Raw genomic sequence first — 12,535 nt, 5'->3', positions numbered from 1 at the left:
GAGCGCCCGGTGCGGGAGCGTCGAGCGCGAAGCCCGACCCGGGGTCGATCTCGAGCATGTGGAGCCCGCCGAAGAACGAGCCGTAGAGCAGATGGTGGCGGTCGCCGTCGATCACCAGCTGCGCGTCGATCGCGTTGTGGCCGTCGCGGTCGTGCTGGGTCGCGACCACGATGCCGCGGTCGGTCCACGGTCCGCGCGGGTTCACCGCTTCTGCGAGACCGATCGCGGAGGTGCGGGAGCCGAAGGACGAGGCGGAGTAGTACATGCGCCAGCGGGGGCCGTCCGCAGTGGCGACGCGCACGACGTCGGGGGCCCACAGGCCGTCCGCGCCGCTCCACGCCCGGGCGGGCGCCGGGACGCCGTCGAGCGCCCAGCCGTCGAACTCCCAGGTCACGAGATCCTCCGAGCGCCGCACCTGGGCGCCCGCGCCCGGGAGCGGACCATCAGCGTTCGCGTCCGTCGAGAACAGCCAGTACGTGCCGTCCTCATCGCGCACCGCAGTGGGGTCGTGGGCGTTGCGCGCGCCCCAGTCGCGGATCTCGACGGGCACGGGCTGCCCGGTCCCCATCGCTGCGCGCGGGGCCGGCTCGATGCTCGTCATCTCACACCTTGGATCCGGTGAGGGCGACGGACTCGATGATCTGACGCTGGAAGATGAGGAAGACCACCAGGATGGGCAGCACCGAGATGACCGATGCGGTCATGATCAGCGGGTAGTCGCGCTGAGTCGCGTACTGCACGTTCATGTTCGCGATGACCACCTGCAGCGTCTGCTTCTCGGGCGAGTTCAGGTAGATGATCGGCGCGAGGTAGTCGTTCCAGACGAACATGAACCACAGGATGAACTGCGCCGCGATGGCCGGCCGGATGAGCGGCAGGATGATGGTCCAGAAGATCCTGAGGTAGCTCGCGCCGTCGATCTTCGCGGCCTCCACCAGACCGTCGGGCACGTTGTGCAGGTACTGGCGCAGGAAGAAGATCATGATGACGTTGCCGAGGATGACAGGCACGATCAGCGGCAGCAGGGTGTCGACCCAGCCGATCTTCGCGAACATGACGAACTGCGGGATCATCAGCGTCGGGAAGGGCACCATCATCCCCGACAGCAGGACGATGAAGATGATGTTCTTGCCGGGCAGCCGCATCTTCGCGAGCGCGAAGGCCGCAAGCGAGGAGAACACCGAGCCCACGATCGTCACCGACAACGCGACGATGAGAGAGTTCTTGATGCCCGACAGCACGAAGGTGTCATCGAAGACGCGGACGTAGTTGCTCCACACGAACGGGTCGGGGATCCACTCCGGGGGCAGCGCGTACACGGCCTCGGTGGTCTTGAGGGACGTGGACACCATCCACAGCAGTGGCGCGGCCATGAAGATCGCGCCCAGGGACAGGACGGCGAACAGGACCCAGTTGACGGCCTTGTTCTCCTCGGATCCGCTGCGCGCCGCGAACGGATTGCGGTTGAACGTCGGGATCGTGCGGTCCTTGCGAGCCAGAGTGTTCGTCGTGGTCGCCATCCTGGCGGATGCGGGGTTGGAGGTGATGCTCATGATGGATCTCCTGGGCTCACTCAATCGAGAAGTCGTTGCGGCGGTTGAGGCGGAACTGGATCACCGTCACGATGAGCACCAGGATTCCCAGAACCAGGGCCATCGACGTGGCGTAGCCCATCGACAGGTTCCGGAAGGCCTGATTCCAGATGTACCAAACGAGCGACGCGGTGGACCAGTTGGGGCCGCCGGTGGGCGTCATGATGTTGATCTCGGTGAAGATCATCGAGCCCGCGATGATGTTGGTGACCACGAGGAAGAAGGTCACCGGACGAACCATCGGCAGCGTGATGGTGCGGAAGCGCTGCCACGCGTTGGCGCCGTCGAGCGCCGCCGCCTCATAGAGGGAGCGCGGCACCGCCTGGACCGCGGCGAGGTACAGGATGGTCGAGTACCCCAGGCCCTTCCAGATCGCCATGATGATAAGTGCCGGCTTGGACCACGTGGGGTCCATGAGCCAATTGGGGCCCTCGATGCCGAAGATCGCGAGGAACTGGTTGACCAGTCCGAAGTCGCCGTTGTACGCCCACTGCCACAGGATCGCGATGGCCGCGAGCGAAGAGATCACCGGGATGTAGTAGACGGTGCGGAAGAACGTGCGCCCGGGGATCCTGCGCGCCAGTGCGAGCGCCAGCAGCAGCGACAGCGCCAGGCCGATCGGGATGCCGATCATGTAGAAGACGGTGTTCCACAGCGCCTTCCAGAAGTACGGGTCGTTGACCAGCCTGACGTAGTTGTCGAGGCCGATCCAGCTCATCGCCCCCAGGCCGTTCCAGTTGGTGAACGACGCGTAGACGGAGAAGCCCAGCGGGAAGAGCAGGAAGGCCAGCCACCCGATGACGGGCGCCGCCATGAAGATCGCCGCCCAGGTGTATTCCTTGCGATGGAGCTTGCGGTTGGCCTTCTGCGAGGCCTTCCGGCGCTGCTTGGTCCACGCGCCGGAGGTGGTGTCGACATCGATCGCCACGGATCTGTCCTTCCTGAGGGGTTGCGGGGGCCGGCTCAAGGCACCGGCCCCCGCAAGCTGTGCTCGCTAGCCCTGCGCCTTGGCCTGGTCGGCCGAGACCCATGACTGGTCGAGGAGCATCTGCATCTCAGTCTGCTTGCCGGCGACGTAGTCCGCCGCGGTCTGGTCGCCCGTGTCGACCACGGACTCGATGCCCACCCAGAAGTTGTCGTACCACTCCGGGGTGTAGGTCCAGGTGCCCGGCAGCGGGCGACCCTTCTCCTGCGCGATCTCCACGAACGCCTTGGTGTTGGCCGGCCAACCGGCAGCCAGGGCGTCGGTCTCGAGCCACTCGCCCGTCGCGTAGTCGATCAGGTTCGGGATCTGCACCTTGTTCTCCGCGAGGATCTTCTGCGCCTCGAGGTCCGTCGACAGGTAGGTCGCGAGCTGAGCCGCGAGCTCCTTGTTCTTCGAGTTCTCCGACACCGCGATGCCGAGCGAGCCGAGCCACGTTGCCCAGTCGTCACCTGCGTTGGCGACGGGGTAGGGGATCACGTCGTAGCCGAACGTGTCGGGGTTGTCGGCGGCCACCTGGTTGTAGGTGCCGATGTCCCACGGCGCAACCGGGAAGAAGCCGATCTCTCCGGCCATCCAGCGCTGGTAGGTGTCCAGCGTCTGCGCCTGCTCGGCGGACGGGGTGACGCCCTCCACGAGGCCCAGGTCCGCGAACCACTGCAGCGCCTCAGCGAACTCCGGGGTGTCGACCGTGACGGTCTTCTGGTCCTCGGAGATCCAGTCCGCGCCGGCGCCCCACACGAAGGCCTGCGAGTTCCAGACCACGTTGAGGCCGGTGCCCCACTGGTCGAGTTCGCCGTCGCCGTCCTTGTCGACGGTCAGCTGCTTGGCGAGGTCCGTGAACTCCGCGAAGGTCATGGGCTCGTCAGGCGACGGCGCCTCGAGGCCCATCTCCTCGAACATGACCGTGTTGTAGCCGAAGCCGAACGGGCCCACATCCTTGGGAAGCGCGAAGAACGGGTCGCCGTCGAGGCCGCGCTCGCCGGTCTCGACGTTGAAGCGGTACGCGTCCACGCCGAAGTCCCAGATGTTGTCGATCACCGACTGGTCGACGTACTCCGTGAGGTCCGCGAGGACGTTCGCGTAGACGTAGCCCTGGATGCGGCCAGGCTCGACGTAGAAGACATCGGGAACCTGATTGCCCGCGATCGCCGCCTGCAGCTTGGTCGCGTACTGGTCAGCATCGGTGATGATCATGGTCACGTCCGCGCCAGTCTCCTCCTCGAACGCCGCGATCGCGGTCTCGTACGCGAGCTTGTCGTACTCGCCGCCGCGGAACATGAACGTGAGCTCATTGGGAGCGTCGCCGCCCGAGGTGTCAGGCTCCTCGCTTGCGTCGCCACCGCTCGAGCCATCGGAACTGCATGCGGCGAGCAGGAGGGCTCCTGCCACCGTGACGGCTGCGGCCGCCATCCCCTTCTTGCGCATCTGCCTGCCTCTCTGATCATCGTTGATGAGTGAGGTCCAGTGTGTCCGCACGACACGGCGGCATCCGCCGCCGCGGTTCGCGGCTGGTCTCCCTTGACCCCAGGCTCTGAGGCTGACCCTGCGCCAACCTCTTTACAACGATGGAACTGTGACACAGATCTCGCGGCACGGTCAAGCAGGAAAAGGTTACGAAACGGAGACAGTCAAGACTTTGACCGTTTTACCTGGGGTATTGACGCCTGAGATCATGCAGCGACCACAACAACCGCCCCCACTCCGGTTGCGAGACTCCAGCTGCGGGACGGGCAGAATGTCCGATTTCAAGTCACGTCTTGACGAAAACGGCTCTCTTTCGGCACCATTTGCTTACAACGTTGTAGATATGGAGGCCGCCCGACGATGCGCGCGCACACTCCCCCCATGGGGTGGAACAGCTGGGACTGCTTTGGCACCACCGTGACCGAGGCCGAGGTCCTCGCGAACGCCGGCGTCATGGCCGAGCACCTGCTCCCGCACGGCTGGGACACCGTGGTGGTGGACATCGCCTGGTACGACCCCACCGCACGGGCTCACGGCTACAACGCCGACGCCCCCCTGGAACTCGACCCCTACGGCCGGCAGACCCCCGCGCCCGAGCGCTTCCCCTCGTCCGTGGGAGGCCGGGGCTTCGCTCCGCTCGCGGCCGCGGTTCACGAGCTGGGGCTGAAGTTCGGGATCCACATCATGCGCGGGATCCCGCGCCTCGCTGTGGAACGAGACCTGCCGATCCTCGGCACCGCGTGGACCGCCCGCGACGTGGCCGACCTCGAGCACGTGTGCCGGTGGAACCCGGACAACTACGGGCTGAACCACGACCACCCGGGTGCGCAGGCCTATTACGACGCCCAGGTCGCGCAATTCGCCTCCTGGGGAGTCGACTTCATCAAGGCCGACGACATGCAGGCTCCGTACTTCGACCGCGAGATCGCCGCCTACGCCCTCGCAATCGAGCGCAGTGGGCGGGGCATCACGCTGTCACTGTCGCCCGGGACGCACCTGTCGACCCAGCACCTCCCCCATCTGCGGGATCACGCCCAGATGTGGCGCATCTCAGACGACCTGTGGGACCGCTGGGAGGACGTCTACGCCCAGTTCGCGCGCCTGGCCCGATGGGCGCCGTTCCAGCGGGAGGGCGGCTGGGCGGACGCGGACATGCTGCCGCTGGGCCGCATCGGCATCCGCGCCGAGCGGGGCGACCCGCGGGACTCACGCCTCACGCCCGACGAGCAGCGCACCCTGCTCACGCTGTGGACGATGGGCCGCTCGCCGCTGATGGTCGGCGGCGACCTGCCCAGCACCGACGACGCCACGCTCGCACGCCTGTCCAATCCCCACGTCGCCAAGGTTCTCCGGCACTCGCGCGACAACCGCGAGCTGCTGCGCGAGCCGGCGGATGGCGGTGAGCTGGTCGTCTGGTCCGCACTCGCCACGGACCAGCCGGGACGCACGTACGCGGCGGTCTTCTGGACCGGCGACAGCCCGCGCGATGCCCGCATCGCGCTCGCCTCGATCCTCGGCACCGGTGCCCACGAAGCCTCCATGACCGACCTCTGGCCAGGCCAGACCACCTCGATCGAGCAAGGCGACCTCGCCGCGACCGTGCCCGCGCACGGCGTCGCATGGGTCGCGCTCGACACCGCCGCGTCTCGAAAGGACCACCGATGATCCACGCCTCCCTGTCTCTCGACCCCGCGTTCCGCATCGGCCCCGTGCGCCGGCGCACGTTCGGCTCGTTCGTCGAGCACCTGGGCCGCTGCGTTTACACGGGCATCTACGACCCCGAGGCTCCCACCGCGGATGAGGACGGCTTCCGCGGCGATGTCATCGACCTCACGCGCGAGCTGGGCATCTCCACCATCCGCTACCCCGGCGGAAACTTCGTGTCGGGCTACCGGTGGGAGGACGGCATCGGGCCGGTCGCGGACCGGCCCCGGCGGCTGGACCTCGCGTGGCACTCGACGGACCCCAACACCGTGGGCGTCGACGAGTTCATGCGGTGGTCCGCCAAGGCCGGCACCGAGGCCATGATGGCGGTCAACCTCGGCACCCGCGGAGTCCAGGAGGCGCTCGACCTGCTCGAGTACTGCAACGTCGACGCCGGCACCTACTGGTCCGACCAGCGCCGCGCGAACGGCGCGGCCGAGGCCTACGACATCCGCATGTGGTGCCTCGGCAACGAGATGGACGGGCCGTGGCAGATCGGCTCCAAGACCGCCGACGAGTACGGCCGACTGGCCGCGGAGACGGCCCGCGCGATGCGCATGATCGACCCCGACCTGGAACTTGTCGCGTGCGGCTCGTCGGGCGTGGTGATGCCCACGTTCGGCGAGTGGGAGCGTACCGTGCTGGGCCACACCTACGAGCACGTCGACTACATCTCCGCCCACGCCTACTACTGGGAGGAGGACGGCGACCTGGGCTCCTTCCTGGCGTCCGCCGTCGACATGGACCACTTCGTGGAGTCCGTGGTCGCGGCCGCCGACCTGGTGCGCGCCCACAAGAAGGTGGGCAAGCGCGTCCACATCTCCTTCGACGAATGGAACGTCTGGTACCAGAAGCGCGCCGAGTCTCAGCCGCCCACGGGCAAGGATTGGCCCGTGGCGCCGGTGCTCCTCGAGGACACGTACAACGTCGCGGACGCCGTGGTGGTGGGCAGCCTGCTGATCTCGCTGCTGCGCAACACCGACCGCGTGCACTCGGCATCGCTCGCGCAGCTCGTCAACGTGATCGCACCGATCATGACCGAGCCCGGTGGGCGGTCGTGGCGGCAGACGACGTTCTTCCCGTTCGCGCAGGCATCGCAGCTCGCCTCCGGCGAGGTGCTCCGAGTCGAGGTGCAGTCGCCGCTGTACGAGACCGCGAGGTTCGGCGACGTGCCCGTGCTGGATGCTGTCGCGACGCAGGACGAGGAGACCGGCGAGGTCGTGGTCTTCGCCGTGAACCGCTCGCTGGACCAGGAGCTGGGCCTCACCGTGGACCTGCGCGGCTTCCCCGGCCTGCGCGTCGTGGGCGCGACCAGCCTGTCGAACCCGGATCACACCTGGCAGGCCAGCGTCGACGACGATGCCTCGGTGACTCCTGTCGACAATGGCACTGCGAGCACCGATGGCGAGTCCCTGACCGTGACGCTGCCCGCGGTGTCGTGGAACGTCGTGCGGCTGGGCCGCTGATGGCACGGCAGGATGGGGAGGCCATGGTGGGTGACGACGAGGTGGCGACCGCCGATGCGGGCCCCGAGGCCCGCACGCCCCGATGGGTCGGTCTCGCGGCGGCGGGCGCAGGGCTCGCGGTGCTCGCCGCGGGCCTCGTGTGGTGGTCGCCCTGGGCCGGCGGCGACCCCGCCGCGAACCGCATCGACGTCACTGGAGAGATCCGGACGCACGATCCTGCGCTGGTCGTGGGCGACGAGGGCGAGGACTGGTACGTCTACTCGACGGGGGACGTCCGCGTGGGCCTGGGCGCGCCCCAGATCCGAAGGTCCACGGACCAAGGACAGACCTGGGAGATGGTGGGCACCGCTTGGGACGCGCAGACCCGACCGGAGTGGGTCTACGAGGTGGTGCCCGGCGTCGAGAACTTCTGGGCGCCGGAGCTCTACGAGCACGATGGCACCTGGTACCTGTACTACTCGGCGTCCACCTTCGGCTCGAATCGCTCGCTGATCGGCCTCATGACGTCGCCCACACTCGACGTGGACGACCCCGACTACGGCTGGACCGATCAGGGAGAGGTGTGGCGGTCCGCGCCGGGTGAGACCCATTACAACGCGATCGACCCCGGCATCGTCGAGGACGCTGACGGCACTCCGTGGATGGCCTTCGGCTCGTTCTGGGGTGGCATCCAGATGATCGAGCTCGAGTGGCCGTCTGGCACAGCCGCGGCCGGGACGGAGCCACAGGTGCTCGCCACCCGCAACGACTCGCTCAACGCGATCGAGGCGCCGCACGTGATCGAGCGCGACGGCTGGTACTACCTGTTCGTGTCGCGCGACAAGTGCTGCTCAGGAACGGAGTCGACCTACTCGATCGCGGTCGGCCGCTCGGAGTCGGTCACGGGCCCGTACGTCGACAGCCTCGGCAACGACATGCGCTACAACGGCGGCGACGTCGTGCTCGCGACTCGCGGCGGCATGATCGGCCCGGGCGGGCAGTCCGTATCGAAGAACCACCTGGGCCTGCACTTCTACGACGGCAGCCTGGGCGGGGACTTCCGCCTCGACATCCGCGAACTCGCGTGGACCGCCGACGGCTGGCCCGTCGCCTGGACCGAGACCGAACTCGACGGACAGTGATACCTACCTGACCCACCCGGCCACAGCATCGGCCCTCCACCATCCAAGGAGAGACATGACCACCATCACGCTGCACCCCGACTTCCGCATCGGCCCGATCGACAGGCGACTGTTCGGCTCGTTCGTCGAGCACCTGGGCCGGTGCGTCTACACCGGCGTCTACGAGCCGGACCACCCCACCGCGGACGAGCACGGCTTCCGCCGCGACGTCGCGGACCTCGCGGACGAGCTCGGGGTGACACTGGTCCGCTACCCGGGCGGAAACTTCGTGTCCAACTACGTGTGGGAGGACGCAGTGGGCCCGGTCGAGCAGCGCAGGCCGTTCCTCGACCTCGCATGGCGCACCATCGAGCCCAACACCATCGGCACGGACGAGTTCCTGCAGTACTGCGAGCGCGAGGGACTCGAGCCCATGATGGCCGTGAACCTCGGCACGCGCGGCGTGGCGGAGGCGGTCGCCCTGCTGGACTACTGCAACGGCGAGGGCGGCACGCACTGGTCGGACCTGCGCATCGCGAACGGCCGCGAGGAGCCCTACGGCGTGAAGCTGTGGTGCCTGGGCAACGAGATGGACGGGCCGTGGCAGATCGGCCACAAGACCGCAGAGGAGTACGGCCGCCTGGCAGCGGAGACCGGCAAGGCCATGAAGCTCGTGGATCCCACCATCGAACTCGTCGCGTGCGGCTCGTCGTCGATGTACATGGACACGTTCGGCGCGTGGGAGCGCACGGTGCTGTCGCACACGTTCGACGTGGTCGACCACATCTCGATGCACGCGTACTACGAGGAGCTGAACGGCGACCGCGCGTCCTTCCTCGGTTCCGGGACCGCGATGGACCGGTTCGTCGAGCGCGTGGTTGCGAGCGCGGACTCGATCGCGGCGGAGCGCCGTTCGGACAAGCGGATCACGATCTCGTTCGACGAGTGGAACGTCTGGTACCTCGAGTCCCGGTTCGTGGGCGAGAAGAACCTTCCCATCCAGCGCGACGCGCCGCGCATCATCGAGGACCACTACAGCGGCCTGGACGCCGTGGTCGTGGGCGACCTGATGATCACCCTGCTCAACCACGTGGACCGCATCTCGATCGGGTGCCTGGCGCAGCTCGTGAATGTGATCGCGCCCATCATGACCGAGCCTGGCGGCGCCGCGTGGAAGCAGACCACGTTCCACCCGTTCGCGACGGCCGCACGTCTCGCGACGGGCGAGACTCTCAACCTCCAGGTCGACGCGGAGACCATCACGACCGAGCGTCACGGCGACGTCCCGGCGGTCACGGCGGCGGCCTCAGTGGACCCGGCGACCGGAGCGCTCGCGCTGTTCGTCACCAACCGCACAGCCCACGAGCAGATCGTGACTCTGCGCCACCCCGGGGCCGGCGTGCGCATCGACGGCGGCACTGCAGTCCTGGCGGATCACGACGGTGCGCGCGAGACCCAGGAGGAGGCCGAGGCCTACGGCATGGTGGACGCGCTGCCCGCCGAGCACGGCGACGGCACGGTCTCGTTGCGGCTCGCGCCCGAGTCGTGGACGGCCTTCCACGGCACCCTCACCACCTGAGAGGGGTGCCTGGCGTACGGGGGCCGATGCGCGCATCGGCTCTCCGTCGAGGGCTCAGCCCTCGTCGCTCTCCGGCTCCGGGCTCGCCTCGGCGAGCGGATTCTCGGGCAGGGTGCGCGGCGCGGGCTGAGCGACCACGAGCCCCGCGGGGCGGCACTCACCATCCGCGGTCAGCGGGAGGCTGGTGTCGAGTTCGGGGGCGAGCGGCTCGCGCAGGGCCGGCGACGCGGCGAACTCCTCGCCGAGGATCAGGTCCAGCGTGATGTCGCCGCGGTTGTCGAGCACCAGCTCGGCGTCCTCGAACTGGCGCGCGAGCGTGTACGCGTGGGCGACGCCCTCCTCGCCGAACAGGATCTGCACCGTGCCGTCGTACGAGCGCGACCAGTTGACCGCGCCCACCGTCACGAAGCCGCGACCCTCGAGGGTCTGCGAGACCGAGCCGGCAAGCCCCTGCGTGCCCGCGCCGTTGTTGATGCGGACGACGATCTGATCCGTCGGCACGGGGTCCGCGCCGGCGGGCGGGCACACCAGGTCGATCTCGGCGAGGTCCGGCGCGGGGGAGTTGAACTCGGCGGAGAAGGGACCCTCGACCTCGCCGCGGTAGATCGCGCTGGCCGCGAACGCGACGGCGCCCACGGCGATGATGATCACACCGAAGACCATGATCTGGCGTTCGCGACGGTGACGGCGCTTGGCCTTGCGGCGCTTCACATCGCCGCTGGTCTGCGCTTGGTCCACTGAATCCCCCACGTGCATGCGGTGACGTCACTCTTGGCGGAGGATAGGGGATTCGAACCCCTGAGGGCTTGCACCCAACACGCTTTCCAAGCGTGCGCCATAGGCCACTAGGCGAATCCTCCAAGCCCCAAGATGGTACCCGAGCATGGCCGTACTTCCGAAATCGCGGGTGCCGGTAGACTTGACGGCGACCCCTCACGTGGCGATATCTCGCCCAACTCCCCCAGGGCAGGAATGCAGCAAGGGTAAGCGGGCTCTGTCGGGTGCGTGGGGGGTCCTCTCATGCCCGGGGCCCCCTGTGGAGGGCCGATGCGCGTGTCACCCCGTGCGGTTAGGCTCAGTGCCGTGAGCACCGCCCTGTACCGCCGCTACCGCCCGGACTCCTTCGCCGACGTCGTGGGGCAGGAGCACGTCACCGCCCCCCTGATGCAGGCGCTGCGCGCGGACCGGGTCAACCACGCGTACCTGTTCTCGGGGCCGCGCGGGTGCGGCAAGACCACCTCGGCACGCATCCTCGCGCGCTGCCTCAACTGTGAGCAGGGGCCCACGGACACCCCGTGCGGCGAGTGCCAGTCCTGCGCCGAGCTCGCGCGTGGTGGAGCCGGATCGGTGGACGTGGTCGAGATCGACGCCGCGTCGCACAACGGCGTCGACGACGCTCGCGAGCTGCGCGAGCGGGCGGCCTTCGCCCCGGCGCGCGACCGGTACAAGATCTTCATCCTCGATGAGGCGCACATGGTGACGCCGCAGGGCTTCAACGCGCTGCTCAAGCTGGTGGAGGAGCCGCCTCCCCACATCCGCTTCATCTTCGCGACCACGGAGCCGGAGAAGGTCATCGGCACCATTCGCTCGCGCACCCACCACTACCCGTTCCGGCTGGTGCCCCCGGCGGTGCTGACGGACTACCTGGGCACGCTGTGCGAGGCCGAGTCGGTCGAGGTCGAGTCCGGCGTGCTGCCCCTCGTGGTGCGCGCTGGGGGCGGGTCGGTGCGCGACTCGCTGTCGGTGCTCGACCAGCTCATGGCCGGCTCGGACGCGGCTGGGGTGACGTACGAGCGAGCGATCGCCCTGCTGGGGTTCACGGACGCGACGCTGCTGGATGACGCCGTCGACGCGATCGCCGTGGGCGACGGTGCGTCGCTGTTCGACGTCGTAGGACGCGTGATCGGCACCGGCCACGAGCCCCGCCGGTTCGTCGAGGACCTGCTCGAGCGGCTCCGCGACCTGATCCTGCTCGCCACCGCGGGCCCGGACGGCGTGCGCGCGCTGGGCGAGGTGCCCGCAGACCAGCTGGACCGCATGAAGGACCAGGCGCGCAGGCTCGGGCTCGCTCGCGCGTCCCAGGCCGGTGACCTGGTGAACGACGCGCTCACCCACATGGTGGGCGCGACCTCGCCGCGGCTTCATCTCGAGCTCCTGTGCGCGCGGCTGGTCGCGGCCGCGACCGGTGCCGTGCCGTCCGCCGCCCCCGCCCCGAGCGCGGGTCCGGGCGCGACTGCTCCGTCAGCTCCGGCTGCCGGCGCCCCCACCTCGCCCGCCGAAGGCGCCCAACGGGCCCGCGACGCATCGGCCCCGCAGGCGACGCCCGAGCCCGAGGCCGCGCCCGAGCCGGTACGCGCGCCGACTGGGGACGTCGCCAGCGGCGCCGAGGACGCCGAACTCGTCCGGCGTCGGTGGCCCGAGGTGCTCGGCACACTCGAGCGGCGTCGCGTCACCTGGTCGATGGTGAGCCAGAGCGCCCAGGTCGCCGGGGTCGAGGCAGGGGTGCTGACCCTGGCCTTCGACAACGCCGCCCTCGCGTCCCGGTTCACCGGCAGCGCCCACGCGGAGAACGTCGCACTGGCGGTGCGCGAGACCCTCGGCCTGCACGTGCGAGTCGACGCGATTGAGGGGCCGGGCGGGCCGCG

At 68.8% G+C, this 12,535-nt stretch carries 10 protein-coding genes, 1 tRNA gene and 1 other RNA gene; 6 read left to right on the top strand and 6 right to left on the bottom strand.

Features of this window, described 5'->3' with window-relative positions:
• From QZ483_RS09280 to QZ483_RS09265, 4 genes are all read right to left on the bottom strand, one after another.
• Positions 1-601: family 43 glycosylhydrolase (locus QZ483_RS09280; protein ID WP_297083218.1), on the bottom strand; the 601-nt coding region annotated here is incomplete at its 3' end.
• A 1-nt stretch (position 602) separates the two neighbouring features.
• Positions 603-1,553, bottom strand: a complete 951-nt coding sequence (locus QZ483_RS09275) for a carbohydrate ABC transporter permease (protein WP_297083216.1) — start codon at positions 1,551-1,553, stop codon at positions 603-605.
• A 16-nt stretch (positions 1,554-1,569) separates the two neighbouring features.
• Positions 1,570-2,520, bottom strand: a complete 951-nt coding sequence (locus QZ483_RS09270) for a carbohydrate ABC transporter permease (protein ID WP_297083214.1) — start codon at positions 2,518-2,520, stop codon at positions 1,570-1,572.
• Positions 2,521-2,586: 66 nt separating this feature from the next.
• A complete protein-coding gene (locus QZ483_RS09265; RefSeq protein ID WP_297083212.1) occupies positions 2,587-4,002 on the bottom strand; it encodes a sugar ABC transporter substrate-binding protein in 1,416 nt (471 codons plus the stop codon).
• 420 nt (positions 4,003-4,422) lie between these two features.
• On the opposite strand from QZ483_RS09265, the gene QZ483_RS09260 reads away from it, so the two are divergent.
• From QZ483_RS09260 to QZ483_RS09245, 4 genes are read left to right on the top strand one after another with little or no spacing between them, the layout of a single operon-like run.
• Entirely contained in the window at positions 4,423-5,706 is a 1,284-nt protein-coding gene (locus tag QZ483_RS09260) for an alpha-galactosidase (RefSeq protein ID WP_297083210.1), read from the top strand.
• Positions 5,703-7,211, top strand: coding sequence for an alpha-N-arabinofuranosidase (locus QZ483_RS09255; RefSeq protein ID WP_297083208.1), 1,509 nt, complete (start codon positions 5,703-5,705; stop codon positions 7,209-7,211). Before QZ483_RS09260 ends, QZ483_RS09255 begins: the two co-directional genes overlap by 4 nt.
• Entirely contained in the window at positions 7,211-8,332 is a 1,122-nt protein-coding gene (locus QZ483_RS09250) for an arabinan endo-1,5-alpha-L-arabinosidase (RefSeq protein WP_297083206.1), read from the top strand. The genes QZ483_RS09255 and QZ483_RS09250 overlap by 1 nt, the downstream gene beginning before the upstream one ends.
• 55 nt (positions 8,333-8,387) lie before the next feature.
• Positions 8,388-9,890: an alpha-N-arabinofuranosidase gene (locus QZ483_RS09245; RefSeq protein ID WP_297083204.1), complete on the top strand. Its 1,503-nt coding sequence runs from the start codon at positions 8,388-8,390 to the stop codon at positions 9,888-9,890.
• A gap of 54 nt (positions 9,891-9,944) precedes the next feature.
• Here the strand turns inward: QZ483_RS09245 and QZ483_RS09240 are convergent, their stop codons facing one another.
• Positions 9,945-10,628: a LytR C-terminal domain-containing protein gene (locus QZ483_RS09240; protein ID WP_297083202.1), complete on the bottom strand. Its 684-nt coding sequence runs from the start codon at positions 10,626-10,628 to the stop codon at positions 9,945-9,947.
• Between the two features lie 34 nt (positions 10,629-10,662).
• Positions 10,663-10,750: transfer RNA gene (locus tag QZ483_RS09235), tRNA-Ser, on the bottom strand.
• Positions 10,751-10,814: 64 nt separating this feature from the next.
• Between QZ483_RS09235 and ffs the strand changes: the two genes are divergently transcribed.
• Positions 10,815-10,911: signal recognition particle sRNA small type (ffs, locus tag QZ483_RS09230), an RNA gene on the top strand.
• 62 nt (positions 10,912-10,973) lie between these two features.
• A partial coding sequence (locus QZ483_RS09225) for a DNA polymerase III subunit gamma and tau (RefSeq protein WP_297083200.1) occupies positions 10,974-12,535 on the top strand: 1,562 nt, incomplete at its 3' end.

Source organism: uncultured Demequina sp. (assembly GCF_913055775.1).
Lineage (GTDB): Bacteria > Actinomycetota > Actinomycetes > Actinomycetales > Demequinaceae > Demequina.
This window is presented reverse-complemented; position numbering and strand designations above follow the sequence as displayed.